The organism is Zavarzinia sp. (assembly GCF_049306435.1).
In the GTDB taxonomy this organism is placed as follows: Bacteria; Pseudomonadota; Alphaproteobacteria; order Zavarziniales; family Zavarziniaceae; genus Zavarzinia.
On sequence record NZ_JBAQRT010000297.1, the window covers coordinates 1 to 26,114 of the forward strand.

The window sequence follows — 26,114 nt, forward strand, 5'->3', positions numbered from 1 at the left end:
CATGGGCGCAGATCGTGCCGGGCAGGAAGCCGCCCGGTTGCCAATGGGGCCGGGTGCCATCGGGGCCGTGGTCGCGCAGGATATTCATCAGCCGGGCCGGGCCATCGATGCGGGCGCCGATCAGGGCGCAGGCGCGCGCCGCCCGCTGGCGGCCCCGGGCCGCCCAACCCTTGAGCCTTTCCCCGAATGCCGCGCCGAAATCGAAGACCTCGCCCTCGCTCCACCACTTGTTATCGAGGGCGACGGATTTGGCGTCGGCGGACAGACGGTCGAAGCGGCTTCCGATCGAATAGGCGTTGGAAATCGCCCGCGCCGCCGTGACCCGCTCCAGCGCCCAGTGGCGCCCCGCGGTCTCCAGCACGAAGGCCGTGGTCGCGTCGGCGATCAGAAACGCGCTGTCATAGGGGAAGTGGTGGCCATGGCCACCGCTGCCGCCCTGGCCGTGACGCTCGATCAGGATGATCATGGTGGCCGCCGCCTCTTCGGCGCTGCGCGCCCGCTCCAGCCCGAGACGGACCAGATCCATGCCGGTCAGGGCTGGTTTGTCCTCAGGGGGCAGGCGCGAGAAGACGGCTTCGTTGCCGATGGCGACGCCATGCTCGTTCACGCCCATCTCGGCGCCCCACATCCAGTAGGGCCGGCAGATCAGAAGGGCGGCGGTTTCATGGACCTGGGGCAGGGACAGATAGGTCGCATGGACGAGAGCGCCCGGCGCATGGGTGCGCCGGGGGATGATCTCGATCGCCTGCGCCTCGTCGCCCTCGCGGTCGCTGTTCTTGGCGAACAGCATCGTCCCGCCCGGGCTCGAGGACGGCACCACCATGGTGTCGCACATCCTGCATCTCCTGTGTGCCCTTGAAATAGCAGGCCGGGCGGTCTCTTTCTATGGGGCCAGGAACCAATGCGGGGAAATGACATGACCAATGCCTTCGATTTCAGCTTTCCGGGAATATCCGGGGGCGACATCCATCTTCGCGATTTCGCCGGCAAGCCCGTGCTGATCGTCAACACCGCCTCGGCCTGCGGCCTGACCCCGCAGTATGCCGGGTTGGAGTCGCTGTACCGGACCTATGGCCCGAAGGGCCTCGTCGTCCTCGGCGTGCCGGCCAATGACTTCGGCGCGCAGGAGCCGGGCACGGAAGCGGAGATCAAGACCTTCTGCGAGACCCGCTTCGCCGTCGACTTCCCGATGACGGCGAAACAGGTGGTGATCGGCGCCGAGGCCCATCCCTTTTACCGTTGGGCGGCCGGGGCGTTGGGCGAGGCCGGTACGCCGAAATGGAATTTCCACAAATATCTGATCGGGCCCGACGGCAGCCTGGCCGGCAGCTTCGGCTCCCGCCTCGACCCCTTGTCGCCGGATATCACGACGGCGATCGAGGCCGCCTTGGCGTGACCCCGGGCCTCATGCTTAATGCCGTCGCCGGGGCGGCCATGCCCCGGCACAAAGATAACGGAGAAGACCGATGACGATTGCGGTTGGTGATACGCTGCCCGAGGCCACTTTCATGACGATGACCGACAAGGGCCCGGCGCCCTTGCCGTCGTCCGAACTCTTCGGCGGCAAGACCGTCGTCCTCTTCGCGCTGCCGGGTGCCTTCACCCCGACCTGTTCGGCCAAGCATGTGCCGGGCTATCTCGCCAACGCCGATGCGCTGAAGGCCAGGGGCGTCGACACGATCGCCTGCCTGTCGGTGAACGATGCCTTCGTCATGGGCGCCTGGGGCAAGGACCAGGGCGTCGGCGACAAGATCCTGATGCTGGCCGACGGCAGCGCCGACTTCACCAGGAAGCTCGGCCTCGAACTCGATCTGTCGGGCTTCGGCATGGGCCTGCGCTCCAAGCGTTACGCGCTGATCGCCAGGGACGGCAAGGTCGAGGTCCTGTCGGTCGAGCCCAATCCTTCCGCGCTCGACGTCTCGGCGGCGGAAGCCGTGCTGAAACAGCTTTGAGGCCCTGGCCGCCCGGCGCGCGACCGGGCGGCCGCGAGGACAGGAGAGGACATGACACTCGAAGACTATCAGGCCTTCACCCGGACGACGGCGATCTTCCCGGCCGACCGGGCGCTTGAATACCTTGGCCTTGGCCTTGCCAGCGAGGCGGGGGAGGTCGCGGGCGTTCTGAAGAAATGGATCCGCGACGGGACCGACGACGAAACCCTGAAGGCAAAACTCGAAGCCGAACTCGGCGATGTCTGCTGGTATTTGGCCGAGCTGTGCAATGCGACGGGCCTCGATCTCGCCGCCGTGTTCGCCGCCAACATGCGGAAACTGTCCGACCGTCAGCAGCGCGGCGTCATCGCCGGCTCCGGCGATGACCGCTGATCGGGGAGAAGCGGCAACCCGATACCGCCGCTTCGGAAACATCTCCCCTGTATTCCGGCATTAACATCCGCTTAAGACTCAAGGGCCGGCCGGGGCCCTTTCGCGGGCTTCGAACCCGCCCCGGATACAGCCTGAAATCGGCTGTTTTCCGCCATTTTCCCTGAATAACCACCGATTAACCGAATATTAGCCATAGACCCGCCGATGCGGATCGAAAGGGGCTGATTGCCCCGGAATTCGGTTGGGCTTCCGACTGAAAATAACGCCGCTCCGGCGCAAGTTACTCCCAACAGCGGCCACGCGCCGAACCATTGAACCCTGTGCCGGAGTAACTAGCATGATCGCATCCCACGCGGTCCTGAACGGGACCATCATGTCCGCAGCCCTGGGCGCCATCGTCGGCGCCACGGTTTTCGCCGGCGCGGCCGTCCCGTCCCTGGACTTTGGTCCCGTCGAGATCCACGGCTCGCGCAGCGGCATTCCGGCGGTGCTGGCATCGCTGACCATGGCCTTCAATGGTCACGGCGAAGGTGGGCTGGGCAGCGGCGGCCGGAGCAACATGGCGCCCACGGCCATCTCCGGCACCGAGAACGAAGCCCCTAAGCGGACGGCGACCGCCGGTGAGGATCCGAGCGACGATCGCGGCACCCTGTCGATCCAGATCGAGAACGACAAGTTCGGCGGTGGCACCGACCAGCATTACACCAACGGAATGCGTGCCAGCTATCTGTTCAGTTCCGACGATACGCCGCTCTTCGTCGGCGACATCGCCCGTGGCCTGCCTTTCGTTCCCGACGAAGGCGTGGTCCGCGTCGGCGTCTCGGTCGGACAGAGCATCTTCACGCCCGGCCGCAAGGAGACCAACGGCGGCGAGAACCAGGGGCGTCCCTTCGCCGGCTGGCTCTATGGCGGTGTCCAGATCACCAATGACACCGGCAAGCAGCTGGACACTTTCGAGCTGCAGCTCGGCGTCGTCGGTCCCAGCTCGGGCGCGGCCGAGACACAGACCTGGTTCCACGACACAATCGGCGTCCGCCCCTTCGACGGCTGGGATTCGCAGCTGAACGACGAACTCGGCGCCGTGCTGTCCTACGAGCGCAAGTGGCGCTTCATCTCGGAATTTCACCCGGGCGGCCTTGGCGTCGCGCTGGAGCCCAGCGTCGGCCTCACCCTCGGCAATATCCACACCTATGCCTCGGCCAGCGCGACGGTGAAGCTCGGCTCGGACGTCTCCAGCGACTGGGGCGCGCCGCGCATCCGCACCGCCCTGTCGGGCACCGGCTACTTCAAGCCGGTTCACGATTTCGAATGGTATGTCTTCGCCGGACTGGAGGGCCGCGCGGTCGCCCGCAACATATTCCTCGACGGCAATTCCTTCGAGGACAGCCACAGCGTCGACAAGCATAATTTCGTCGCCGACCTGCAGCTGGGCGCGTCCGTAACCCTTGGCGATGCCAGGCTGACCTATACCCAGGTGTTCCGCACCACCGAATATGTCGGCCAGAAGAGCGGCGATGTCTTCGGCGCCCTCAGCCTGTCCTGGCGGATCTGAACCCCGTGCCTCAGCCGCGCCGGGGCGCGGCGGCCCGGGCCAGCTGGTCCACCCGCTCGTTCGAGGGATCGCCGGAATGGCCGCGGACCCAGCGCCATTCGATCCTGTGCCGGCCAGCGGCCTCGTCGAGGCGACGCCACAGGTCCTCGTTCTTCACCGGCTTCCTGTCGGCGGTCTTCCAGCCGTTGCGCTTCCAGCCGGTGATCCACTTGGTGATGCCGTCCATCACATAGCGGCTGTCGGTGAACAGACGGACCTCGGTCCCCCGGTTCAGCGCCTCGAGGGCGGCGATGGCCGCCATCAGTTCCATGCGGTTGTTGGTCGTCGCCGGCTCGCCGCCCGACAATTCCTTCTCGGTCCCGCGAAAGCTGAGCAAGGCCCCCCAGCCACCAGGGCCGGGATTGCCGGAACACGCGCCATCGGTATGGATGACGACAAGGTCGACATTCTCTTCAGTCATGGCCAATGCCATAGGTGCCAGGCCCTTCAGCGGTACGGTGGAAACGCAGTTTCGAGAGATATTCGAGCGGATCTTTCGGCCGGACGAGGGCGCCCGGCACCTGATTCAGCCAGTCATAAAGCCGGGTGAGCAGGAAACGGAGCGCGGCGCCCCGGCACAGAAGCGGCAGGGCCGCCGCCTCGGCGGCGGCCAGCGGACGCACCGCGAGATAGCTGCGCGAAAGCGCCAGCGCCTTGGTCGCGTTGAAGGCGCCGTCCGGCTCGAAACACCAGGCGTTCAGGCAGATCGCGAGGTCATAGGCGTAGAAATCATCGCAGGCGAAATAGAAATCGATCAGGCCCGAGACATCGTCGCCGATGAAGAAGACATTGTCGGGGAACAGGTCGGCATGGATCACGCCGCGCGGCAGCGCCGTTGGCCAGTTGCCTTCGAGGAAGGTCAGTTCCCGCGCGATCTCGGCGCCAAGGCCGGGGCGCACGCTGTCGGCCTTGTCCCGGCAATCCTCGGCCAGCCGCTGCCAGCCGGGAAGCGACAGGGCATTGTCCCGCCGGATGGCGAAGCCGGCGCCCGCCAGATGCAGGCCGGCGAGGGCGCCGCCGACGCTGGCGCATTGCGCGACATTGGGCTTTCGCGGCCACATGCCGGTCAGGAAAGACACGATCACCGCCGGCCGCCCGGCCAGCCGGCGCAGGGCCTTGCCGTCGCGGGCATGGATCGGGGTCGGGCAGGACAGGCCGGACAGGGCGAGATGATCCATGAGGCCGATGAAGAACGGCAGGTCCGCTTCCGCCACCCGCTTCTCGAACAGGGTCAGGATGAAGCGCCCGCGCGTGGTCTCCATCAGGAAGTTGGAATTCTCCACCCCCTCGGCGATGCCCTTCAGACTGAGCATTTCGCCGAGGTCGTAATCGGCCAGGAAGGCGGCGAGGGCGTCGTCGTCGACGTCGGTATAAACAGCCATGATGATGCTCAGCCGACGAGGGCGCGGGGGACTTTGAACTGGATGCGTTCCTCGGTCACGGTGACATGCTCGACCGTGATCTCGAAGCGCGCGCGGAAGGCTTCGATCAATTCCTCGACCAGGCTTTCCGGAGCGGAGGCCCCAGCGGTGATGCCAACCCGGCGGGCGCCGTCGAGGCGCGACCAGTCAAGCTCGCCGGCATTCTGGATGCGCAGCGCGGTGGCGACACCCGCCCGCGCCCCAACCTCGACCAATCGGACGGAATTGGATGAATTCGGCGCGCCGATGACGATCAGCGCGTCGCAATCCGGCGCGATCGTCTTCACCGCCGCCTGGCGGTTGGTCGTCGCATAGCAGATGTCTTCCTTGTGCGGCGCGAGGATCGCCGGAAAACGCGCCTGCAGGGCGGCGACGATGCTGGCGGTATCATCGACCGACAGGGTGGTCTGGGTGATATAGCCAAGGCGCGCCGGATCGGGCACCGACAGGCGGGCGACATCCTCGATGGTCTCCACGAGGCTGATCGCGCCTTCCGGCAGCTGGCCCATGGTGCCGACCACTTCCGGATGGCCTTCATGGCCGATCATGACGAGATGCATTCCTTCGGCATGGAGACGCTCGGCCTCGACATGGACCTTGGAGACGAGGGGGCAGGTGGCGTCGAGATAGGCGAGGCCGCGCCTTTTCGCATCGGCCGGTACGGCCTTGGGCACGCCATGGGCGGAGAAGACCACCCGGGCGCCCTCGGGCACTTCATCCAGTTCCTCGACGAAGATCGCGCCCTTGGCTTCCAGCGACTCGACGACCGTGCGGTTGTGGACGATCTCGTGACGGACGAAGATCGGCGGGCCGAAACGCTCCAGCGCCAGCTCGACGATCTGGATCGCCCGGTCGACACCGGCGCAAAAGCCGCGCGGGGCGGCGAGGATGAGGGTCAGGGCGGGTTTGCTCATGCTGTCCGGTAGCTTGCGGGCAGGGGGCGGCCCTGCTTGTGCCGATAGGGGTGCTTGTCTAGAGTGCGCCGACCATAAGCCTTACGGGTAGCTAAAGGAAAGCAAAGGATGGGCATCGTCTCGCAGGTCCGGGCAGCGCGCCGGCCGGCCGTCACGGCGGCGGTCCTGGCGCTCGGCGCCATTGGCCTCGCCGCTTGCGGCTCCTCTTCCGAATCGGCATCCGCGGCGGCGGACGCGGTTCCCTGTCCCGCCATGTCGGTCCTCGCCGATGCCGCCAGCCTCACCCGCTTCGCCCCGGGCGCGGCGAGAACGCCGGACAATGTGCTCTATGAAATCGAGGTGATCGACGCCAAGGCATTGTGCCAGCCGGCCGCGGGCGGTCAGGTGACCGCCGATGTCGGCCTGTCGATCTATGTCCGGCGCGGCCCGGCGGGCCGGGACCTGAAGGGCGTCAGCGAGCCCTTTTTCCTGACGCTGACCGAGACCAACACGCGGGTGATCAGCCGTGCCTCCTACCAGACGGTGATTCCCTTCGACAACGGCAAGAACAGCGGCGGCGTCGTCGAGCATCTTTCCGTCACCGTGCCTCTCGAAGGCAAGTCCCCCTATGCCTTCGAGATGATCGGCGGCATTCAGCTGTCGGCCGACGAACTCGCGGACGAGCGCAAGCGCCGGGGCAAGTGATGGCCGCCAGCCGTCTTCGTCCGGACTGTGTCGCCGGTCACAGCGCGGGCCAGCGGCCTCGACCATAGTCCGTCCGTGCCGGCGGCGATGTCGTCGGCGGTCGTCATCGGGGGGTGGCGGCCAGGGCGGCGGGGATGTCCGGGGGGACAGGCCCGCCGTCCTCCTGCTCCTTTAAGGGGGCTACTCCTTTAAGGGGGTGGGGGAATTCGCCCGCCTGCGGCAACATGGCCGACATAAAACAGTGATCGGCTTTGCCTTGGATCAAACCGCCGATATAGGATTTGTGAACCAATGTCCGTGAGGATGGACATGGGCTCCAGCCTGAAGTGATGGCCGGGGGCATCCGGCGCGCGCGGATCTAGGCAACTGGGACAGGGCGAATGAATTACGACGATAAATTTGCGAATGCGATTGCCGACCTGAAACAGGAAGGCCGCTATCGCGTGTTTGCCGACCTGCAGCGCCATTGCGGTAACTTTCCCCGGGCCACCTGGCGGGGTCCCCATGGTCCCCGCGACATCGTCGTCTGGTGCTCGAACGATTATCTCGGCCAGGGTCAGAACAGCGAAGTCCTGTCGGCGATGCACGAGGCTCTCGACACTTACGGCGCCGGTGCCGGCGGCACCCGCAATATTTCGGGCAACAGTCGCGCCCATGTCCTGCTCGAGGATGAACTCGCCAGCCTGCACGGCAAGGAATCGGCCCTGATCTTCTCGTCGGGCTTCGTCTCGAACGAGGCGGCGCTGTCGGCCCTGTCCCGCGTGCTCAAGGGCGTCACCGTCTATTCCGACGAATTGAACCACGCTTCCATGATCGAGGGCATCCGCCACGGCGGCGCGCCCAAGCGGATCTTCCGCCACAACGACGTGAATCACCTCGTCTCGATGCTGAAGGAAGCCGACCCCGCGGCGCCGAAGATCGTCGCCTTCGAGAGTGTCTATTCGATGGACGGCGATATCGCGCCGATCGCGGATTTCGTCGAGGTCGCGAAAAAATACAATGCCCTGACCTATCTCGATGAAGTCCATGCCGTCGGCCTTTATGGCGAGCACGGCGCCGGTGTCGCCGAGGCGACCGGGACCATGGGCGACATCGACGTGATCGAAGGCACGCTGGGCAAGGCTTTCGGCGCCATGGGCGGCTATATCGCCGGCTCGTCGGTGATGGTCGACTGCGTGCGGTCCTATGCCCCGGGCTTCATCTTCACCACCTCGCTCGCCCCGGTGATCGCGGCGGGGGCCTGCGCCTCCATCCGTTACCTGCGCCAGCACAACGAACTCCGCGTGAAGCATCAGGAACGCGCCGCCACCCTGAAGCGCAAGCTGGCCGACGCCGGCCTGCCCGTGCTGCAGAGCCAGTCGCACATCGTCCCCGTGATGGTCGGCGATCCGGTGCGCTGCAAGGCGATTTCCGACGAGTTGCTGTCGGTCGACGGCATCTATGTCCAGCCGATCAATTTCCCCACCGTGCCGCGTGGCACGGAGCGCCTGCGCTTCACGCCGTCGCCGTTCCACGATGACGCGATGATGGATCAGCTGGTCACCGCGCTCGATCGCATCTGGACCCAGTCGCGCCTGCCGCGCGCGGCCTGAGGCGGGACTTCCGTCCGGCGCCCCTCAGCGCCGGACGAGACCGCCGGGGGTCGAGCGCCGATAACGGCGGCGGAACAGGCCGCCGATGGCGCCGTAAATCAGCCAGCCGGCCCCAACGCCCAACGCCCCGAACATCGGGTCGATGGTCGCCGAGATCTCATAGGTCGAGAGCGTGTCGCGCACCAGTTCGCCGTCACCGAAACGGGCGATGGTGGCCAGTTTGTCGAAACTGGTGGGGGCGGCGTCGAGTTTCAATTTCTGATCGGCGAGCAAAGCCCTGCGATCGGCGAGGGCCGTCATCCGGTCGGCTGTGCCGCGCACGGCGGTGTCGCCCGATTGCCGGTGGCGGGCGGCCAACGCCTCGAAATCCAGCCCCTCGGCCGCGGCCTGCAGGGAAAAAGCGTCGACCAGTTTCTGCACTTCGCCAAGGGCGCCGCCCAGGCGCTGTTCATAGGCGCGGGCAAAGCTGGGCAACTGGCTGGCACCGATGCCGCCGGTGATGACGAGCAAAATCAGGAACAGATGCCGAATCATGGCGATCCCCATACATGGGCGCTGGCGCCATGAGGGGGAACGGACGCGAATCTGTCAACCTTGGCCGAATCCTACAGGTCGACGATCTCGACATCTTCCGGGCTGACCTGCCGGCCGAGAAAGATCGTGGCGACCCGGGCAAAACGGCTGGCCGAGTCGGTCGCCATGAATTTCACCCGGCCCTGGCCCGACGGCGCGCCAAGGTGATCGGCGACCAGCGCCGCGGCCACCGCTTCCGCCGCGGTCGAGGCGCTGTCGACAAGGGCGATGTCCGGTCCGGCGACGGCGCCGATGGTCTCGCGGAGCAAGGGGAAATGGGTACAGCCGAGGACCAGGGCCTCAGGCCGGGGCCGGCCGTGGTTCAGCAGCGGCTCGATATAGCGCCGGGCGGCGGCTTCGACCGCATCGCCGTTGATCCAGCCTTCCTCGGCCAGGGCGACGAAGACGCTGCAGGCCTGCTGGCGGACATCGGCGCCGGGATTGAGGGCATGGATCGCCCGGTCGTAAGCGCCGGAGGCCACGGTGCTCTCGGTCGCCAGAACGCCGATCCGGCCCGAAGGCGCGGCGGCGACGGCGGCCTGGGCGCCCGGCTCGATCACGCTGATCACCTCGATATCGGGGAAGGCGGCGGCGAGGGCGGGGATGGCATGGGCCGATGCCGTGTTGCAGGCGATCACCAGCAACTTCACCCCGCGCTCCACGAGATGACCCGCGGCCTGAACCGCGTAGCGGGCGACGGTTTCGGGGCTCTTGGTGCCATAGGGCAGGCGGGCGGTATCGCCGAGATAGAGCAGGTCTTCGGCCGGCAGGCGCTTCGCGATGGCGTCAAGCACCGAAAGGCCGCCGATGCCGGAATCGAAGATGCCGATCGGCAGGGTGGGAGAAGGAGAGGTCATGCGAGCAGCGGGGCGTCCATCGCCTGTTCGAGAAGGGCAAGCGCCTGATCGACGGTGGCGAGGCGGACAGCCGCCCGGCCGATGTCGCCGAAACGGCGCTCGACATGAAGGGTCTCGCGCAACTCGCGGGCAAGCGCGAAATGCACAAGGCCGACCGGCTTGTCCGGCGAGCCGCCGCCGGGGCCGGCGACGCCGGTCACCGCGACGGCGATATGAGCCCGACTGCGCGCCAGGGCGCCTTCGGCCATGGCGCGGGCCACGGGCTCGGACACGGCGCCATGCATCAGGAGGATATCCTTGGCGACCCCCAGAACCTCGGCCTTGGCATGGTTGGAATAGGTGATGAAGCCACGCTCGAAGACCGCGCTCGATCCGGCGATCTCGGTCAGCAGGCCGCCGATCAGGCCGCCGGTGCAGCTCTCGGCGGTGGTGATGCGCTGGCCGAGTTCGGTCGCGCGCCGGACCAGGAGGCCCGCGCGATGCTCGAGGGAATCGGGGAAAATGCTCGTCACCATAGCTCGATCAAGCCTCCCATCAGCACCAGCCCCATCAGGCCGGCGATCACGTCGTCGATAACGATGCCAAAGCCGCCGGGCAGGTGCCGGTCGGCCCAGTTCGCCGGCCAGGGCTTCAGGATGTCGAGCACCCGGAAGATGGCGAATGCGATCAGATACAGCCAGGGATCATTGGGCACGAGCACCAGGGTGAACCATTGTCCGGCGAATTCGTCGACGACGACGCTGCCCGGATCCTTCAGATCGAGGGCGGCGGCATAGATCGCCGAAGCCCAGATGCCGACGATGGTGACGGCGACCGCCGCCAGGGCCAGCCCCCAGGCTCCGCCGGCCTGATGAATGAACCACGCGGGCGCCAGCGCCGCGAGCGAGCCCCAGGTCCCGGCGGGACCCGGCAGATGCCCGACATAGCATCCGGTCGAGATGATGCGGGCTGGATGGAGGCGGGAAAGCATCACGGCAACCTCACAGTGGCCAGGGCTTGGGCGGCGATGCCTTCGCCTCGCCCGGTGAAACCCAGTTTCTCGGTGGTGGTCGCCTTGACCGACACCCGGTCGGGCGCCACGCCAAGGATGGCGGATATGCGCGCGCGCATGGCCTCGCGGTGGGGGCCGACTTTCGGCCGCTCGCAGATCACGGTCAGGTCGAGATGGGCGATCATGCCACCCCGCGCGGCGACGAGACTGCCGGCATGGGCCAGGAAACGGTCGGAGGCGGCGCCGCGCCATTGCGGATCGGAGGGCGGGAAATGTTGGCCGATGTCACCGGCGCCGATCGCGCCGAGCAGGGCATCGGTCAGGGCATGAAGTGCGACATCCGCATCCGAATGGCCAATCAGGGCGCGGTCATGCGGGATCAGCACGCCGCCCAGCCAGACCCCGTCGCCAGGACCGAGAGCGTGGACGTCGAAACCGGACCCCGTGCGGATATCGGGCAGGCGACCGAGCAGGACTCGCTCGGCGCGGTCGAGATCCTCGGCGGTGGTCACCTTGAAATTCTCCTCCGCCCCGGCCACCAGGGCGACATCGAGACCGATGGCGGTGGCCAGTGCGGCGTCGTCGGTCAGACTGGCGCCGGCAAGCTGGCGATGGGCGGCCAGAATCGCGTCAAAGCGGAAGCCCTGGGGGGTCTGGGCCCGAAACAACCCGTCCCGTGCCACGGTCTCGCCGGCCATGCCTTCCACGCCCCGCTTCAATGTGTCGACCACGGGCTGGGCCGGAATGGCCCCCGCGTGTCGCTCAAGCGCGGCGAGGACACGATCGGTCAACGCACGCTCGACAAAGGGCCGGGCGGCATCATGGATCAGGACGAGGCGAGGGGGCCGGGGCTGGGCCGCGAGGAATTCGAGGCCGGCCCGCACGCTGTCCTGCCGCTCGGCGCCGCCCGGCGTGAAGTGGATATCGTCAAGGCCCGCGACCGCGTCACGTGCCGCGTCGGCATCGCCGACGATCAGGATGGGGCCGATGCCCTCGTGGCGGCGCAGCGCCTCGACCGTCCAGCGCAGCATCGGCTTGCCCGCGAGACGGCGGAACTGCTTCGGTGTGCCGCCGCCTATTCGCGCGCCACTTCCGGCAGCGGCGATGACGACGGCGACGCCTGCGGTTGAACGAGAATCGGCCATGGCGAGACACTAGCCTTGCCTTGACGCCGGGCCTAGTGTCTGGTTCACAACAAATCTCGACAACTCGTGCCTTTAGCGGCTTCTGACCATTGCGGTGCACAAGCAATGGGCCTAGATTGCTCGTTTATTGCGCAGCTGTACAAAGTGCCCAAGTAATGAACAGCACGACTGGCCCCGTTCAGGTCGGCCCCATCCAGGTTGGCCCTGTCAGGATCGATGATCCCGTCATCCTCGCCCCCATGTCCGGTGTCACGGACATGCCGTTCCGTCGCGTCGTGAAGCGACTGGGCGCGGGGTTGGTCGTGTCCGAGATGATCGCGTCGGAAGCCATGATCCGCTGCAGCCGGCAGTCGATGAAGATGGCCAGCAACTGCGCCGAGGAATTCCCGATGTCGGTCCAGCTCGCCGGCTGCGTGCCCGAGCACATGGCCGAAGCGGCGAAGATGAACGAGGACCGGGGCGCCGCCATCATCGACATCAACATGGGTTGCCCGGTGAAGAAGGTGGCGATCAATTCGCACGCCGGCTCCGCCCTGATGCGCGACCTGAAGCACGCGCGAAGCCTGATCGAGGCGACGGTGAAGGCCGTGAAGCTGCCGGTCACGCTGAAGATGCGCACGGGTTGGGACCACAACAGCCGCAATGCGCCGGAACTGGCCCGGATCGCCGAGGATTGCGGCATCCAGTTGCTCACCGTTCACGGCCGCACCCGCTGCCAGCTCTATAACGGTCACGCCGACTGGGGCTTCATCGCGAAGGTGAAGGAACAGGTGAAGATTCCGGTGATCGCCAATGGCGACATCAATACCTTCGAGGATGCCGTCGAGGCCCTGACCCAATCCGGCGCCGATGGTGTGATGATCGGGCGCGGGGCCTATGGTCGGCCCTGGTTCATCGCCCAGGTCACCGAATTCCTGAAGACCGGCGAGCGCCGGCCCGATCCCGCGATCGGGGAACAGCTGGCGCTGCTGCTCGATCATTACGACGACATGTTGTCGCATTATGGCGCCGTGCCGGGTATGCGCATGGCCCGCAAGCATGTCGCCTGGTATTCGGCCGGCCTGCCCGGTTCCGCCAGCTTCCGCTCCACCATCAATCGGATGGAGGACCCGGAAGCGGTCAAGGCCTATATCCGTGAATTCTATGCGCCGGTGCTCGACCGGAAGGCGGCCTGATGGCCAAATCCTCTGCCAGACCGGCCGCGGATACGGGAAAGGGCGGGCGCGGCGTGCCTTTCGATCTGGAACTTGTTCTCAACGCCCTCAGCAAGGCGATCCTCCTCGTCGATGACGACGGCCAGATCCGCTACGCCAATGCCGCGGCGGAACAGTTCTTCGCCACCGGGGCGACCATGCTGACGCGGATGCGCCTCGACCAGGTGACGCCCTTCGCCCATCCGCTGCTGGCGGTGGTCGAACAGGTGCGCCAGGGCGGCATTTCGGTCTATGAATATGAAGTCGATTTCGGCTCGCCCCGGACGGGCCACCGTCCGGTCGACATGCAGGTAACGCCCCTGGCCGACCGCTCGGGCATCCTGCTGGTCTCCCTGCAGGAGCGGGCGATCGCCCAGCGTATCGATCGCCAGCTGACCCATCGGGGCGCCGCGCGCTCCGTCACCGGCATGGCGGCGATCCTCGCCCATGAAATCAAGAACCCGCTGTCCGGCATCCGTGGCGCGGCCCAGTTGCTCGAACAGGGCATCGCCGAGAGCGACCGCGACCTGACCCGCCTCATCTGCGACGAGACCGACCGCATCTGCCTGCTGGTCGACCGGATCGAGGCCTTCAACGAGGGTCGCCCGGCGAAGCGCGAGTCGGTGAACATCCACCAGGTGCTCGAGCATGTGAAGAAGATCGCCCAGGCCGGTTTCGCCAAGGGTCTTCGTTTCATCGAGTCCTACGATCCGTCGCTGCCGCCGGTTTCGGGCGACCGCGACCAGCTGATTCAGGTCTTTCTCAATCTCGTGAAGAACGCCGCCGAGGCCGCCCCGACCAAGGGCGGGGAGATCACCCTGACCACGGCCTATCGCCACGGCGTCCGCATGGCGGTGCCGGGTACCCGGCGGCGCCTGCGCCTGCCGCTGGAAGTCACCGTGCGCGATAATGGCGAGGGGGTTCCCCCGGACCTGAAACCCCATCTGTTCGAGCCTTTCGTTACGACGAAATCCTCGGGCACCGGCCTTGGCCTTGCCCTCGTCGCCAAGATCATCGGCGATCACGGCGGCATGGTCGAATGCGAATCCGAACCGCGACGCACCATGTTCCGCGTGCTGCTGCCGGTTGCCACCGAGTAACGAGCGAGTATCCACATGGTTGTCCCCGGCGTAACCGACGGCAATACACCGACCATCCTGATCGCTGACGATGACCGCGCGATCCGGGAAGTGCTGGACCGTGCCATCGGCCGCCTTGGTTACCATGTCCGTTCCACCGGCAACGCGGCGACGCTGTGGCGCTGGGTGTCGAGCGGGGAAGGGGACCTCGTCATCACCGACGTGATGATGCCCGACGAGAACGGCCTCGACCTGCTGCCGCGCATCAAGCGCATCCGCCCGGAGATGCCGATCATCGTCATGTCCGCGCACAACACGCTGATGACCGCGGTCAAGGCGGCGGAACGCGGCGCCTATGAATATCTGCCCAAGCCCTTCGACCTGAAGGAATTGACCACCGTCGTCCAGCGCGCCCTGACCCTGCCCAAATCGGCGGCGCCCGAGAGCAACCCGCTTGGCGATGGCGATGACAAGGTGCCGCTGATCGGCCGCTCGCCGGCGATGCAGGAGATTTACCGTGTCCTCGCCCGTCTGATGGGCACGGATCTGACGGTGATGATCACCGGCGAATCCGGCACCGGCAAGGAGTTGGTCGCCAGGGCGCTGCATCACTATGGCAAGCGGCGGAACGGCCCCTTCGTCGCCATCAACATGGCGGCGATCCCGCGCGAGCTGATCGAAAGCGAACTCTTCGGGCACGAGAAGGGCGCCTTCACCGGCGCCGCCCAGCGCAGCGTCGGCCGCTTCCAGCAGGCCGAGGGCGGCACCCTGTTCCTCGACGAGATCGGCGACATGCCGCTCGAGGCGCAGACCCGCCTGTTGCGTGTCCTGCAGCAGGGCGAATACACCACGGTCGGCGGCCGCAGTCCGATCAAGACCGATGTCCGCATCGTCTCGGCGACCCACCGCGACCTGCGCCAGCTGGTCCATCAGGGCCTGTTCCGCGAGGATCTGTTCTATCGCCTGAATGTCGTGCCCCTGCGTCTGCCACCCTTGCGCGAGCGCAGCGAGGATATTCCCGATCTTGCCCGCCACTTCCTCAATCAGGCGGTGGCGCAGGGTCTGCCCGCCAAGCTGATGGATGGCGAGGCGATGGAATTCATGAAGCGCTATCGCTGGCCGGGCAATGTCCGCGAGCTCGAGAACCTGATCCGCCGCCTCGCCGCGCTCTATGCCGAGGAGGTGATCGGCCTCGATGTCGTGAAGACCGAGCTGATCGAGCCCGAGGTGCAGTTCCGCATCGGCAATGGCGACGAGCCGGTCAGCCTGTCCGTCGCGGTCGAGCGGCACCTGGCGCGCTATTTCTCGGCCCATGACGAGGGATTGCCGCCGGCGGGGCTCTATGACCGCATCCTGCGCGAGGTCGAGCGCCCGCTGATCGAAATCAGCCTGTCGGCGACCCGGGGCAACCAGATCCGCGCCGCCGAACTCCTCGGCCTCAATCGCAACACGCTGCGCAAGAAAATCCGCGATCTCGACATTCAGGTCCTGCGCAGCATCAAGTGATGCAATTGCATCACCCTGTGGTAATATGACAACAAGATCGTGAGTCTATGGGTCGCACCTGTGTTCATTCCGACACGGGCGGCCACGGACCGCTGGAGTTGTCTTGACCAACACCGAGAATCCCCGGGCCAGTCGCGCCGCGCGCATAGAGACCTGGATCAGCAGCGGCTCGATCAGCCGGCGGCTTGTCCTGACTCTGGTGTTGCTGGCGACGGCCTCGGGAACGGCGACTTATCTGGCCCTGCGCGATCCGACCGTGCAGGAAGGCAACACGGCGCTGATCATTCCGCTGCTGCTGCTCGATCTCGTGCTCATTCTCGCCCTCGCCAGCCTCGTCGCGACAAGGCTGGTCCAGCTGTGGTGGGCGCGGCGCTCCGGCCTCGCCGGGGCCAAGCTCCATGTCCGCATTGTCGCCCTGTTCGGGGCGATCGCCGCCGTGCCGACGATCTTCCTCGGCATCGCCTCGGCGCTATTCTTCAACCTGATCATCGATACGTGGTTTTCCGAGCGCGTACAGGGCGCCGTGTCCGACAGCGTGGTCATCGCCAAGGCCTATGTCGAGGAACACAGCAAGACGATCGAGGCCGACATAAGGGCGATGGCCAATGATGTGAACCGCAAGGCGGTGGTCATCGACAATAATCCCGATCGGTTCGGCCTGATGCTGGAAAATCAGGCGGCCGTGCGTGGTCTCGCCGAGGCGATCGTGATCAATTCGACCGGACAGGTGCTGGCGCGCACCGCGCTCAGCTTCGGCATGGAGTTCGATCGTCTGCCGCCCGGCGCGATCGACCGGGCGCAGAATGGTGAAGTCGTCATCATCACCACCGAGGACGACCGGGTGCGGGCGCTGATCCGGCTCGACTCCTTTCTCGATGCCTATCTCTATGTCGGTCGCTTCGTCGATCCCCGGGTGATCGCCTATGTCGAGCGGACCCAGGCCGCCGTCGCCGAATATTCCGAATTGCAGAAGCGACGCCTCGGCATCCAGGTCACCTTCGCCTTCGTCTTCGTTCTCGTCGGCCTGCTGATCCTGCTGACCGCGATCCTGGCCGGCCTGTGGCTGGCGACAAGGCTGGTCGAGCCGGTGGCGCGTCTGTTCGGCGCGACCGAGCGGCTGCGCGACGGCGACCTGACCGCCCGGGTGGAAACCGGCACGTCGGACGACGAGTTGTCGTCGCTCGGCCGGGCCTTCAACCGCATGGCGGGACAGATCGAGGCCCAGCATGGCGCCCTGCGCGATGCCAATCATCAGCTGGATGAAAGACGCCGCTTCACCGAGGCGGTGCTGGCGGGCGTCTCGGCGGGCGTGCTCGGCATCGATACCGAAGGGCGCATCACCCTGCCCAACCGCTCGGCGATCGAGCTTCTCGACACCACGGCCGATCGCCTGATCGGCGAATTGATCGACGAGGTGGTACCCGAGATGTCGGCGCTTCTGTCGGAGGCCCGGGCCCGGCCCGACCGCGAGGTGCAGGCCCAGATCAACCTGAGCCGTGGCGGCAAGTCCCGACATTTCAGCGTGCGCATCGTCGGCGAACAGTCGGGCAGGGCGGTACGGGGCTTCGTCGTCACCTTCGACGATGTCACCGACCTGGTCTCGGCCCAGCGCAACGCGGCCTGGGCCGACATCGCGCGGCGCATCGCCCATGAGATCAAGAACCCGCTGACGCCGATCCAGCTCTCGGCCGAGCGCCTGAAACGCAAATACGGCAAGGAAATCACCACCGATCCCGAAGTGTTCAATCAGTGCACCGAGACGATCATCCGCCAGGTCGGCGACATCGGCCGCATGGTCGACGAATTCTCGTCCTTCGCGCGGATGCCGACCGCGGTCTTCCGCATGGACGATCTCAGCGAACAGATCCGTCAGGCGGTGTTCCTCGCTCATGTCGCCTCGCCCGGTCTTCTGTTCGAGACCGGCCTGCCCGAGGACCCGGTTCACGCCCTGTTCGACAGCCGGCAGATCGGTCAGGCCCTGACCAACGTGCTGAAGAATGCCGCGGAGGCGATCGAGGGGCGGGATGAAGCCGGGGATCAGACCCAGGGCCGGATCGAGACCGTTCTGACGGCGGAAGCCGGCTTCGTGCAGATCGCCGTGCGCGACAATGGCCGGGGCCTGCCCGCGAACGAGCGCGACCGCCTGACCGAGCCCTATGTCACGACGCGGACCAAGGGCACCGGCCTTGGCCTCGCCATCGTCCGCAAGATCATGGAAGAGCATGGCGGCACCGTCGCCCTGTCGGATAATCCGGGCGGCGGCGCCGTCGTGACCCTGCGTTTCCCGTGGCGGCAGGAAACTGCCCTGGACGCACCCCAAGCCGAGGCGAGGACTGCGCATGGCGCGTGAAGTATTGGTGATCGACGACGAGGCGGATATCCGCGAACTCGTGGCCGGCATTCTGCAGGACGAAGGCTACGAGACGCGGACGGCCGGCAATTCGGACGAGACCCTGGCCGCGCTGGACACCCGTCTGCCGGCGCTGGTGATCCTCGACATCTGGCTGCAGGGCAGCCGCATGGACGGGCTCGAGATCCTCGACACGATCAAGCGCGCGCATCCCGACATGCCTGTGGTGATGATCTCGGGCCATGGCACGATCGAGACGGCGGTGGGCGCGATCAAGCGCGGCGCCTATGATTTCATCGAGAAGCCGTTCAAGGCCGACCGCCTGCTGCTGCTCGTGCAGCGGGCGATCGAGGCCGCGCAATTGAAGCGCGAGAACCGGGCGCTGAAGGCGCGCAGCAATTTCGACGACGAGATGATCGGCCGCTCGTCCGCCATGAACACCGTCCGGGCCATGGTCGAGAAATCGGCGCCGATGGGCAGCCGGGTCATGATCATGGGACCGTCCGGCTCGGGCAAGGAAGTGGTCGCCCGCCTGCTGCACCGTCAGTCCCGGCGGGCCGACGGCCCCTTCATCGTCGTCAATGCCGCGACCATGGCGCCCGAGCGCATGGAGGCGGAACTGTTCGGCGTCGAGGCATCCGCCAGCCCGGACGGCATGCCCCGGGTCGGCCTGTTCGAGCAGGCCCATGGCGGCACGCTGTTCCTCGACGAAGTCGCCGACATGCCGCATGAGACCCAGGCCAAGATCCTGCGCGTGCTGGTCGACCAGACCTTCGAGCGGGTCGGGGGGCGCAGTCGCGTCCAGGTCGACGTGCGGGTGGTTTCCGCCTCCGCCCGCGACCTCTACGCGGAAATCTCCGCCGGCCGCTTCCGCGAGGATCTGTTCCATCGCCTGTCCGTGGTGCCGATCCGCGTGCCGCGCCTCGCCGACCGGCGGGAGGATATTCCCGAACTCGCCGCCCATTTCATCCAGCGCATCAGCCAGGCCAACGGCATTCCGCCCCGGACCATCTCGGCCGAGGCCCTCGCGGTCATGCAGGCCTATGACTGGCCGGGCAACGTGCGCCAGCTGCGCAATGTCTGCGAACGGCTGCTGATCATGGCCACCGACGATGCCGAACAGGCGATCGGCGCCGACATGCTGCCGGCCGAAGTCGGCGGGGCGGGGCCCGCCACCTTGCGCGCCGGCGAGAATGGCGAGGTGATCATGGCCCTGCCGCTGCGCGAGGCCCGGGAAGCCTTCGAGCGCGACTATCTGCTGGCCCAGGTCGCGCGCTTCGGCAACAACATCAGCCGGACCGCGACCTTCATCGGCATGGAGCGTTCGGCGCTGCACCGCAAGCTGAAATCCCTCGGCATCGCGGTCAACGACCGGTCGCCGGGCTGATCGCCGGGCGTCTCCCCTCGAATGGGCTATTGTCGCGGCCCGGTAAAGGCTTTATCCGATGCAGCGGCCGATCCGAATCCGCGACCATGCGGCCGGATCGCCCCGCGATTTCACTTGCGGATCGATGAGAGGCTTGCCATATTTTGTGCGGTGCAGCAAAAATGTGTGTGTTGCTGCCGGATAGATTGATCGTCTCCGTTAACGACCGCCAAAGGCGGCCGAAGCGGCAAGACACAACAAAAAGAAGAAGGTGAAAGCGATGTCCGAGCGGTCTCAGAATGTTCAGGACGTGTTTCTAAACTACGTCCGCAAGAACAAGACCCCCGTCACGGTTTTCCTCGTCAATGGTGTGAAGCTGCAGGGCGTGATCACCTGGTTTGACAATTTCTGCGTGCTGCTGCGCCGGGATGGTCATATCCAGCTGGTCTACAAGCATGCGATTTCCACCGTCATGCCCGCCGCGCCGATCCAGTTGTTCGACCCGCAGGCGACCGAGGCTCCGCGCGACCATTGACCGATAATTTCGATCCCGGCGCGACCGCGAGTCACGCGCCGGCGGTGGGGCGCGCGATCGTCGTCCACCCCCATGTGCGCGGCGGCCCTCCCGGTGAGGAGTCCGCCGGCGCTTCCATGCGCCTGCCCGCGGCCCGTCTCGACGAGGCTGTCGGCCTGACCGCGGCCATTTCCCTCGATGTCGTCGAGGCGATCGAGATCGCGGTCGACAAGATCCGGCCCGCGACCTGGATCGGCACCGGCAAGGTCGAGGAGCTGAAGGCCGCCGTCGCCGCCCTCGAGGTCGACGTGGTGATCATGAACTGCGCCCTGTCGCCGGTTCAGCAGCGCAACCTCGAACGTGAACTGAAAACCAAGGTCATCGACCGCACCGGCCTCATCCTCGAGATTTTCGGCGAGCGGGCGGCGACGCGGGAAGGGCGGTTGCAGGTCGAACTGGCCCATCTGTCCTACCAGAAGAGCCGGCTGGTCCGTTCCTGGACCCACCTCGAGCGTCAGCGCGGCGGTGTCGGTTTCCTCGGCGGCCCGGGCGAGACCCAGATCGAGGCCGATCGCCGCATCCTGTCCGAGAAGATCACCCGCCTGAAGCGCGAGCTGGAGACGGTGACACGGACCCGCGAATTGCACCGCCGCAACCGCCGCAAGGTGCCGCATCCGATCGTCGCCCTGGTCGGCTACACCAATGCCGGCAAATCCTCGCTGTTCAACCGCCTGACGCGGTCGGACGTGCTGGCGGCCGATCTTCTGTTCGCCACGCTCGATCCGACCATGCGCGGCGTGACCCTGCCGTCGGGCCGGCAGATCATCCTGTCCGATACCGTCGGTTTCGTCTCGGACCTGCCGACCCATCTGGTGGCCGCCTTCCGCGCGACCCTGGAAGAGGTGCTGGAAGCCGACATCATCGTTCATGTCCGCGATGTCGCCCATCCCGAGAGCGAAGCGCAGAAGGCCGATGTCCTGGCCGTGCTCAACGACCTCGGCGTCGACACACCGACCCAGGACGAGCGGATGATCGAGGTCCTGAACAAGATCGATCTGCTCGAGCCCGAGGAGCGGCAGCGCCTCGCGAACACGGCCGCGCGCCTGCCGGCGATCCTGCCGGTTTCCGCGCTGACGGGCGAGGGCGTCGACCATCTGCTCGACATCCTCGACGAGCGGCTGGGCCGCAATCGCCAGTTGGTCGAGCTCGACGTCGCGCTCGAAGACGGCGCCGCGCTGGCCTTCCTCTACGAGCATGGCGAAGTCATCGCCCGCGAGGATCGGGACGATGGCAAGGCCCATCTGACGGTCGGTCTCGATCCGGCCGATCTCGGCCGCTTCGAAAAGCGCTTCCGCGGCTGAGCCAGCCGCTCAGGCCGGCTTGCCCTTTTCGATCGCCTTGGCTTCGTCCCACAGGCTGTCGAGCAGGTCCAGCGGCTGACGGCCGGCCAGGCCCCGTTCGGCCAACCGCGTCTCGATATGGCGGAAGCGGCGCTCGAACTTGGCGTTGGTCGAGCGCAGGGCATGTTCTGGATCGACCCCGAGATGCCGGGCGATATTGGCGGCGACGAAGAGCACATCGCCCAATTCGTCTTCCAGCCGCGCCGGGGGCGAGCCCGCGGCGATTTCCGCCTTCAGCTCGCCGATCTCTTCTTCCAGCTTGTCGAGAACCGGCAACAGGTCCGGCCAGTCGAAACCGATCCGGGTGGCGCGTTTCTGCAGCTTGACCGCGCGCAGCAGGGCGGGCAGGGCGAGGGGGATATCGTCCAGCAAGCCGCCCTTGGCCTTGGCCGCGCGCTCGGCTGCCTTGTGGTCTTCCCAGCGCGTGGCGTCATGGGCCCTGGCGTCGCCGAAAACATGCGGGTGGCGGGCGATCATCTTGGCGGTGATCGCCTCGGCGACATCGGCGAAAGCGAAGGCGCCTTCTTCTTCCGCGATGCGGGCGTGGAACACGACCTGGAACAGGAGGTCGCCCAATTCCTCGCGCAGGTCGCCGCGATCGCCCCGGGCGATGGCATCGGCGACCTCATAGGCTTCCTCGATCGTATAGGGGGCGATGGTCTCGAAGCTCTGAACCTTGTCCCAGTCGCAGCCCTTGTCGGGGTCGCGCAGCCGCGCCATCAGGGCGAGCAGGGCATCGAGGGAGCGGCCGGGGTTGCGCGGAGCGCCGTCATCGTCATACATGGGTTGCAGAATAACGGCCGGCCGCTGCCCTGTCAGCGCCCTGATGCGCGGCATCGCGGCATGACAGGCCGGCGCGGCGAGGGGGGATCATGGCGGATTCATCATCGTTCAGCTTCACGGCGCTCTATACCGGGGAAACCTGGCAGGCCAGCGGCCTGTCGCTGCCGGAACTCCGCACGCCGGCGGGCGATGTGATGTACCGGTTGCTCGGCCCCGCCGAATGGGCGAGCAAGGCGATTTTCGGCACCAATCTGCGGCAGATGCTGGTGGAACGCCACGCCCTGATCGACCGTCTTGCCATCGGTCACCTGCAGGATTGGCCGGATGCCCAGATCCTCGAGATCGCCTGCGGCCTGTCGGCCCGGGGCTGCCGCTTTTCCCGCCAGTTTCCCGAACTGCGCTATGTCGAGGCGGATTTGCCGGCCATGGCCCGCAACAAGGCCCGGGCCCTGACGCAGGTCTCCGGCCGCTCGCCCCGGCACGAGGTGGTGCCGATCGACATCCTCGCGCCGTCGGGCCCCTTGTCGCTGGAGAGCGTGCTGACCGGCGGCTTCGATCGCACCCGGCCGATCATCGTCATCACCGAAGGGCTGATGAATTATTTCCCGCGCACCGTGGCGACCCACGTCTGGCGCCGGCTGGCGGAAGCCCTGCGCGGCTTTCCCCAGGCCGCTTACATCATGGAAACCTATCCGGCGCCCAAGCCCCGATTGCTCCGCGCCGCCGCTGGGCTGGGGGCGGCGGCGCTGCGGCTCATTTCGCGCAGTCACGCCGGCATCCATTTCCGCACCGCCGACCAGGCGGCCCGCCACCTCGCGGGCGCCGGCTTCGAGGCGGTGGATATCGCCTGGCCGACCGACAACGCCTTGCTCTGCGTGCTCGATTGCCGGACGGGCGGCGGCAGGGTTTCGGGGTAGAGATCAGGCGCATGGATTTCACCCTTCATGGTCATATATATTAGTCGCATAATATATATTATGGAAATTAAATACCTATGATGCCGGGTGAGGACGATTGGTCCTTTCCCCATGATACCAAGGACTTGTCGGCTCTTCCTCGCATCCGGCCTTTGCCCGCTGCTGGCTCAGGCCGCCTGGGCGCGGTCGCGGGCGGCTTCGGTGTCGCGGACCGGCGGCAGGCCGAACAGGCGGCCGTATTCGCGCGTGAACTGCTGGACGCTTTCATAGCCGACGAAGAACGCGGCACTGCTGGCGCTGGCGCCTTCTGCCTGCATCAGGCGCCTTGCCTCGATCAGGCGGAGCTGCTTCTGGAACTGGAGTGGCGACAGCGAGGTCACGGCGCGGAAATGGCGATGGAAGGACGACAGGCTCATGCCGGCGACCGTGGCCAGCTGCTCGATCGACAGCCGCTGGCCGGGATCGGCGCGCAGCAAGGCGACCGCCCGGGCGATGCGCCGGGCATGTCCATCGGGCCAGCCGAGGCGCCGGATGGCGGCGCCATGGCGGCCCATCAGCAGCCAATAGTGCATTTCGCGCACGAGCTGACCCCGCAGCACGGGCACGGCGGCCGGCCGATCCAGAAGTCGCATCAGGCGAAGCGCGGCGTCGGCGACTTCCGCCTCGGTCGGCTCGACCCGCACCGGGGCGCGGTCGTCGCCGCCCCCTGCCCTCATCTCGGTCTCGAGGTCGGCGATCACCGAGGGATCGAGCTCGAGCACGAGGGAGAGATAGGGCGCCGCCACGCTTGCCCGCGTGATCTGGCTGACCGTGGGGACATCGGCGGTGATCAGCAGGGAATCGCCGGCGGAAAAGGCAAAACTGTCCGCCCCCATGCTGACCTGCTTACCGCCCTGGACGACGAGGCAGGCCAGCGGCCGGGAAATCGCGTGCTGAAGCCCGCTGGGCGCGGTCGCCCGCACCAGACCGAGGCCGGGGATCGGTGTTCGCGCGATGCCCGTGGCATCGGCATGCATGTCGGCGTAGCGGCGGACGGCGTCGAGCAGCGTTGTCATGCCGGCAAGCCTAACCCGTCGGTTCTCGCCGCGCACGCGCTTTGGCAGGATCAGGCAAAGAAGTCGCCGCATCCGGCAACCGCGCGCGCGATCCCCGGCGGATAGTCGGCGGGTCCAGCAACGGAGAGCGACATGACCAAGATCACCCTCGTCACCGGCGGCAGCCGCGGCCTCGGCCGCAATACCGCACTCAGCATCGCCCGGCGGGGCGGCGATGTCGTCATCACCTATCGCAGCCAGGCGGATGAAGCCGCCGCCGTCGTCGCGGAGATCGAAGCCCTGGGGCGGAAGGCCCTGGCCTTTCCGCTCGACACGGGCGATGTCGCCAGCTTCGCCGCCTTCGCCGAGACATTGCGATCGGCCCTCGCCACGACCTGGCGGCGCGAGACACTCGACCATCTCATCAATAATGCCGGCCATGGCGACCTGACCCTGATCGGCATGACGACCGAGGATCAGTTCGACCGTCTGGTCGATGTCCATTTCAAGGGTGTGTTCTTCCTGACCCAGACCCTGCTGCCGCTGATCGCCGATGGCGGGCGCATCGTCAATCTGTCATCCGGCCTCACCCGGGTGTCCTTCCCGGGCTATGCCGTCTATGCCGCCGTCAAGGGCGCGGTCGAGGTCCTGTCGCTCTATATGGCCAAGGAATTGGGGGCGCGCGGCATCGCGGTGAACACGGTGGCGCCGGGCGCGATCGAGACCGATTTCGGCGGCGGCGCCGTGAGGGACAACGCGGAGATCAACAAGCTCTTCGCCGGCATGACCGCCCTCGGCCGGGTCGGCGTGCCCGACGACATCGGCCCGATGATCGCCAGTCTGCTGTCGCCCGACAACCGCTGGATCAATGCCCAGCGGATCGAAGTCTCGGGCGGTCAGGCCATCTGAGAGGCTTTGTCCGGCATCGCCTCAGGCGGCGATCACGCCCAGGAAGCGGTCGACGGCCCGTTTCAGGTCATGCGCCTCGGTGGCGAGGCGCTTCGACGAGGTGAGGACACTGCTTGTCGCCTCGCCCGTGGTGGTCGCGGCTTCGGCGACAAGGGTCAACTCTCCGGTGACGGCATTCGTGTCATCGGCGGTGCGGTCGATGTTGCGGGCGATTTCGTCGATCGAGGCGATCTGTTCCTCGACCGCCGCGGCGATACCGGTCGAGGCCTCGGCCATGGCGCGGATCATTTCGTCGATGCGGCCGATGGCACCGACCGTGTCCCGGGTCGAGGTTGCCATGTCGGTGATCTGGCGGGCGATTTCTTCGGTGGCCCTGGCCGTCTGATCGGCCAGGGTCTTCACCTCGGTCGCGACGACGGCGAAGCCCTTGCCCGCCTCGCCTGCCCGGGCCGCCTCGATCGTCGCGTTGAGGGCCAGAAGATTGGTCTGCCGGGCGACGGCATCGATCAGTTTCAGGACCCGGCTGATGCGTTCGGTCGTCTCGCTCAGGGTCTGCATGCTGCCATGGGTCTGGGCGGCTTCCGCCACCGACCGGGCCGAGAGGTCCGCCGACTGCTGGGCCCGGCGGCCGATTTCCCGGGCTGTCGCCACCATTTGCTCGGTCGCCGCCGCGACGGCCTGCACGCTGTTGCTGGCCCCCATCGCGAGGTCGCCGGCCCGCCCGGTCTGAGCGATGGTCCGTGCCGACAGGCGGGTCAGGCTGGTGGCATTGGTGTCGAGCGTGCCGGCGGCGTCGACCATGCCCCGGATCACCTGACTGACATCCTGCTCGAAAGACCGCGAGGCATCGGCCACGAGCTTCGCCCGATCGGCCTGCTCCCGCAGGCGCCTTTGCTCTTCCCGCAGGCGCGCCTGATCCGCCTCGGTCAGGCGCCGCTCGGCCTCGGCCCGGTCCCGGGCCTCGGCGGCTT

The 26,114-nt window shown here is 66.7% G+C and carries 27 protein-coding genes; 15 read left to right on the forward strand and 12 right to left on the reverse strand.

Annotated features, from left to right (window positions below):
* Positions 1–835 (reverse strand): hypothetical protein (locus tag WAZ62_RS16645; protein WP_422644655.1); only part of this gene is annotated, 835 nt, incomplete at its 3' end.
* A gap of 81 nt (positions 836–916) precedes the next feature.
* Here WAZ62_RS16645 and WAZ62_RS16650 point away from each other — a divergent pair.
* The 4 genes from WAZ62_RS16650 to WAZ62_RS16665 all read left to right on the forward strand — a co-directional run bounded on the left by WAZ62_RS16650 (position 917) and on the right by WAZ62_RS16665 (position 3,876).
* Entirely contained in the window at positions 917–1,396 is a 480-nt protein-coding gene (locus WAZ62_RS16650) for a glutathione peroxidase (RefSeq protein WP_422644656.1), read from the forward strand.
* 70 nt (positions 1,397–1,466) lie between these two features.
* Positions 1,467–1,952, forward strand: a complete 486-nt coding sequence (locus WAZ62_RS16655; protein WP_422644657.1) for a peroxiredoxin — start codon at positions 1,467–1,469, stop codon at positions 1,950–1,952.
* A 51-nt stretch (positions 1,953–2,003) separates the two neighbouring features.
* Entirely contained in the window at positions 2,004–2,324 is a 321-nt protein-coding gene (locus WAZ62_RS16660; RefSeq protein WP_422644658.1) for a nucleoside triphosphate pyrophosphohydrolase family protein, read from the forward strand.
* 337 nt (positions 2,325–2,661) lie between these two features.
* Positions 2,662–3,876, forward strand: a complete 1,215-nt coding sequence (locus tag WAZ62_RS16665; protein WP_422644659.1) for a lipid A deacylase LpxR family protein — start codon at positions 2,662–2,664, stop codon at positions 3,874–3,876.
* Between the two features lie 10 nt (positions 3,877–3,886).
* Here the strand turns inward: WAZ62_RS16665 and rnhA are convergent, their stop codons facing one another.
* Genes rnhA through ispH form a run of 3 tightly spaced genes read right to left on the reverse strand, consistent with a single transcriptional unit; the run spans position 3,887 to position 6,250 of the window.
* On the reverse strand, positions 3,887–4,336 hold the full coding sequence (gene rnhA / locus WAZ62_RS16670) for a ribonuclease HI (protein ID WP_422644660.1): 450 nt from the start codon (positions 4,334–4,336) through the stop codon (positions 3,887–3,889).
* Positions 4,329–5,297, reverse strand: a complete 969-nt coding sequence (locus WAZ62_RS16675; RefSeq protein ID WP_422644661.1) for a homoserine kinase — start codon at positions 5,295–5,297, stop codon at positions 4,329–4,331. Before WAZ62_RS16675 ends, rnhA begins: the two co-directional genes overlap by 8 nt.
* 8 nt (positions 5,298–5,305) lie before the next feature.
* Positions 5,306–6,250 carry a 4-hydroxy-3-methylbut-2-enyl diphosphate reductase gene (gene ispH / locus WAZ62_RS16680; protein ID WP_422644662.1) on the reverse strand — a complete coding sequence of 315 codons (945 nt, stop codon included), beginning with the start codon at positions 6,248–6,250 and terminating at the stop codon, positions 5,306–5,308.
* A gap of 108 nt (positions 6,251–6,358) precedes the next feature.
* On the opposite strand from ispH, the gene WAZ62_RS16685 reads away from it, so the two are divergent.
* Both WAZ62_RS16685 and hemA read left to right on the forward strand, forming a co-directional pair.
* On the forward strand, positions 6,359–6,934 hold the full coding sequence (locus WAZ62_RS16685) for a hypothetical protein (RefSeq protein WP_422644663.1): 576 nt from the start codon (positions 6,359–6,361) through the stop codon (positions 6,932–6,934).
* A 380-nt stretch (positions 6,935–7,314) separates the two neighbouring features.
* Complete coding sequence (gene hemA, locus WAZ62_RS16690; RefSeq protein ID WP_422644664.1) at positions 7,315–8,526, forward strand: 5-aminolevulinate synthase; 1,212 nt, start codon at positions 7,315–7,317, stop codon at positions 8,524–8,526.
* A gap of 24 nt (positions 8,527–8,550) precedes the next feature.
* Here the strand turns inward: hemA and WAZ62_RS16695 are convergent, their stop codons facing one another.
* From WAZ62_RS16695 to WAZ62_RS16715, 5 genes are all read right to left on the reverse strand, one after another.
* Positions 8,551–9,060 carry a DUF2937 family protein gene (locus WAZ62_RS16695; protein ID WP_422644665.1) on the reverse strand — a complete coding sequence of 170 codons (510 nt, stop codon included), beginning with the start codon at positions 9,058–9,060 and terminating at the stop codon, positions 8,551–8,553.
* A 71-nt stretch (positions 9,061–9,131) separates the two neighbouring features.
* A complete protein-coding gene (gene murI / locus WAZ62_RS16700; protein WP_422644666.1) occupies positions 9,132–9,956 on the reverse strand; it encodes a glutamate racemase in 825 nt (274 codons plus the stop codon).
* Entirely contained in the window at positions 9,953–10,471 is a 519-nt protein-coding gene (locus tag WAZ62_RS16705) for a CinA family protein (RefSeq protein ID WP_422644667.1), read from the reverse strand. Before WAZ62_RS16705 ends, murI begins: the two co-directional genes overlap by 4 nt.
* Positions 10,465–10,926, reverse strand: a complete 462-nt coding sequence (locus tag WAZ62_RS16710; RefSeq protein ID WP_422644680.1) for a phosphatidylglycerophosphatase A — start codon at positions 10,924–10,926, stop codon at positions 10,465–10,467. Before WAZ62_RS16710 ends, WAZ62_RS16705 begins: the two co-directional genes overlap by 7 nt.
* Complete coding sequence (locus WAZ62_RS16715; RefSeq protein ID WP_422644668.1) at positions 10,926–12,092, reverse strand: bifunctional 2-C-methyl-D-erythritol 4-phosphate cytidylyltransferase/2-C-methyl-D-erythritol 2,4-cyclodiphosphate synthase; 1,167 nt, start codon at positions 12,090–12,092, stop codon at positions 10,926–10,928. Before WAZ62_RS16715 ends, WAZ62_RS16710 begins: the two co-directional genes overlap by 1 nt.
* A 155-nt stretch (positions 12,093–12,247) precedes the next feature.
* Here WAZ62_RS16715 and dusB point away from each other — a divergent pair, with 155 nt between their 5' ends.
* From dusB to hflX, 7 genes are all read left to right on the forward strand, one after another.
* Positions 12,248–13,267: a tRNA dihydrouridine synthase DusB gene (gene dusB / locus WAZ62_RS16720; RefSeq protein WP_422644669.1), complete on the forward strand. Its 1,020-nt coding sequence runs from the start codon at positions 12,248–12,250 to the stop codon at positions 13,265–13,267.
* Positions 13,267–14,385: a two-component system sensor histidine kinase NtrB gene (locus WAZ62_RS16725; protein ID WP_422644670.1), complete on the forward strand. Its 1,119-nt coding sequence runs from the start codon at positions 13,267–13,269 to the stop codon at positions 14,383–14,385. Before dusB ends, WAZ62_RS16725 begins: the two co-directional genes overlap by 1 nt.
* A 15-nt stretch (positions 14,386–14,400) precedes the next feature.
* The gene (gene ntrC, locus WAZ62_RS16730; RefSeq protein WP_422644671.1) at positions 14,401–15,870 is read left to right on the forward strand and encodes a nitrogen regulation protein NR(I); all 1,470 of its coding nucleotides are present in this window, start codon (positions 14,401–14,403) and stop codon (positions 15,868–15,870) included.
* A gap of 103 nt (positions 15,871–15,973) precedes the next feature.
* Positions 15,974–18,220 (forward strand): ATP-binding protein, encoded by a 2,247-nt coding sequence (locus WAZ62_RS16735; RefSeq protein ID WP_422644672.1) that lies wholly within the window; start codon positions 15,974–15,976, stop codon positions 18,218–18,220.
* Positions 18,210–19,607 (forward strand): sigma-54-dependent transcriptional regulator, encoded by a 1,398-nt coding sequence (locus WAZ62_RS16740; protein WP_422644673.1) that lies wholly within the window; start codon positions 18,210–18,212, stop codon positions 19,605–19,607. Before WAZ62_RS16735 ends, WAZ62_RS16740 begins: the two co-directional genes overlap by 11 nt.
* A 259-nt stretch (positions 19,608–19,866) precedes the next feature.
* Entirely contained in the window at positions 19,867–20,121 is a 255-nt protein-coding gene (gene hfq, locus WAZ62_RS16745) for an RNA chaperone Hfq (protein WP_422644681.1), read from the forward strand.
* A gap of 116 nt (positions 20,122–20,237) precedes the next feature.
* Positions 20,238–21,461 carry a GTPase HflX gene (gene hflX, locus WAZ62_RS16750; protein ID WP_422644674.1) on the forward strand — a complete coding sequence of 408 codons (1,224 nt, stop codon included), beginning with the start codon at positions 20,238–20,240 and terminating at the stop codon, positions 21,459–21,461.
* Positions 21,462–21,470: 9 nt separating this feature from the next.
* On the opposite strand, the gene mazG is transcribed toward hflX, so the two are convergent.
* Entirely contained in the window at positions 21,471–22,283 is an 813-nt protein-coding gene (gene mazG / locus WAZ62_RS16755) for a nucleoside triphosphate pyrophosphohydrolase (protein WP_422644675.1), read from the reverse strand.
* 89 nt (positions 22,284–22,372) lie between these two features.
* Between mazG and WAZ62_RS16760 the strand changes: the two genes are divergently transcribed.
* The gene (locus WAZ62_RS16760) at positions 22,373–23,200 is read left to right on the forward strand and encodes a class I SAM-dependent methyltransferase (RefSeq protein WP_422644676.1); all 828 of its coding nucleotides are present in this window, start codon (positions 22,373–22,375) and stop codon (positions 23,198–23,200) included.
* A gap of 167 nt (positions 23,201–23,367) precedes the next feature.
* Here the strand turns inward: WAZ62_RS16760 and WAZ62_RS16765 are convergent, their stop codons facing one another.
* Positions 23,368–24,255: an AraC family transcriptional regulator N-terminal domain-containing protein gene (locus WAZ62_RS16765; RefSeq protein WP_422644677.1), complete on the reverse strand. Its 888-nt coding sequence runs from the start codon at positions 24,253–24,255 to the stop codon at positions 23,368–23,370.
* A 132-nt stretch (positions 24,256–24,387) separates the two neighbouring features.
* Between WAZ62_RS16765 and WAZ62_RS16770 the strand changes: the two genes are divergently transcribed.
* Positions 24,388–25,143: an SDR family NAD(P)-dependent oxidoreductase gene (locus WAZ62_RS16770; protein ID WP_422644678.1), complete on the forward strand. Its 756-nt coding sequence runs from the start codon at positions 24,388–24,390 to the stop codon at positions 25,141–25,143.
* Positions 25,144–25,164: 21 nt separating this feature from the next.
* On the opposite strand, the gene WAZ62_RS16775 is transcribed toward WAZ62_RS16770, so the two are convergent.
* The coding region (locus WAZ62_RS16775) for a methyl-accepting chemotaxis protein (protein WP_422644679.1) at positions 25,165–26,114 on the reverse strand (950 nt) is incomplete at its 5' end.

Bases quoted from the DNA above. Each gene is read 5' to 3' on its own strand.
- WAZ62_RS16650 (WP_422644656.1), top strand. From the start codon at position 917: ATGACCAATGCCTTCGATTTCAGCTTTCCGGGAATATCCGGGGGCGAC.
- WAZ62_RS16655 (WP_422644657.1), top strand. From the start codon at position 1,467: ATGACGATTGCGGTTGGTGATACGCTGCCCGAGGCCACTTTCATGACG.
- WAZ62_RS16660 (WP_422644658.1), top strand. From the start codon at position 2,004: ATGACACTCGAAGACTATCAGGCCTTCACCCGGACGACGGCGATCTTC.
- WAZ62_RS16665 (WP_422644659.1), top strand. From the start codon at position 2,662: ATGATCGCATCCCACGCGGTCCTGAACGGGACCATCATGTCCGCAGCC.
- rnhA (WP_422644660.1), bottom strand. From the start codon at position 4,336: ATGACTGAAGAGAATGTCGACCTTGTCGTCATCCATACCGATGGCGCG.
- WAZ62_RS16675 (WP_422644661.1), bottom strand. From the start codon at position 5,297: ATGGCTGTTTATACCGACGTCGACGACGACGCCCTCGCCGCCTTCCTG.
- ispH (WP_422644662.1), bottom strand. From the start codon at position 6,250: ATGAGCAAACCCGCCCTGACCCTCATCCTCGCCGCCCCGCGCGGCTTT.
- WAZ62_RS16685 (WP_422644663.1), top strand. From the start codon at position 6,359: ATGGGCATCGTCTCGCAGGTCCGGGCAGCGCGCCGGCCGGCCGTCACG.
- hemA (WP_422644664.1), top strand. From the start codon at position 7,315: ATGAATTACGACGATAAATTTGCGAATGCGATTGCCGACCTGAAACAG.
- WAZ62_RS16695 (WP_422644665.1), bottom strand. From the start codon at position 9,060: ATGATTCGGCATCTGTTCCTGATTTTGCTCGTCATCACCGGCGGCATC.
- murI (WP_422644666.1), bottom strand. From the start codon at position 9,956: ATGACCTCTCCTTCTCCCACCCTGCCGATCGGCATCTTCGATTCCGGC.
- WAZ62_RS16705 (WP_422644667.1), bottom strand. From the start codon at position 10,471: ATGGTGACGAGCATTTTCCCCGATTCCCTCGAGCATCGCGCGGGCCTC.
- WAZ62_RS16710 (WP_422644680.1), bottom strand. From the start codon at position 10,926: ATGCTTTCCCGCCTCCATCCAGCCCGCATCATCTCGACCGGATGCTAT.
- WAZ62_RS16715 (WP_422644668.1), bottom strand. From the start codon at position 12,092: ATGGCCGATTCTCGTTCAACCGCAGGCGTCGCCGTCGTCATCGCCGCT.
- dusB (WP_422644669.1), top strand. From the start codon at position 12,248: ATGAACAGCACGACTGGCCCCGTTCAGGTCGGCCCCATCCAGGTTGGC.
- WAZ62_RS16725 (WP_422644670.1), top strand. From the start codon at position 13,267: ATGGCCAAATCCTCTGCCAGACCGGCCGCGGATACGGGAAAGGGCGGG.
- ntrC (WP_422644671.1), top strand. From the start codon at position 14,401: ATGGTTGTCCCCGGCGTAACCGACGGCAATACACCGACCATCCTGATC.
- WAZ62_RS16740 (WP_422644673.1), top strand. From the start codon at position 18,210: ATGGCGCGTGAAGTATTGGTGATCGACGACGAGGCGGATATCCGCGAA.
- hfq (WP_422644681.1), top strand. From the start codon at position 19,867: ATGTCCGAGCGGTCTCAGAATGTTCAGGACGTGTTTCTAAACTACGTC.
- hflX (WP_422644674.1), top strand. From the start codon at position 20,238: ATGCGCCTGCCCGCGGCCCGTCTCGACGAGGCTGTCGGCCTGACCGCG.
- mazG (WP_422644675.1), bottom strand. From the start codon at position 22,283: ATGTATGACGATGACGGCGCTCCGCGCAACCCCGGCCGCTCCCTCGAT.
- WAZ62_RS16760 (WP_422644676.1), top strand. From the start codon at position 22,373: ATGGCGGATTCATCATCGTTCAGCTTCACGGCGCTCTATACCGGGGAA.
- WAZ62_RS16765 (WP_422644677.1), bottom strand. From the start codon at position 24,255: ATGACAACGCTGCTCGACGCCGTCCGCCGCTACGCCGACATGCATGCC.
- WAZ62_RS16770 (WP_422644678.1), top strand. From the start codon at position 24,388: ATGACCAAGATCACCCTCGTCACCGGCGGCAGCCGCGGCCTCGGCCGC.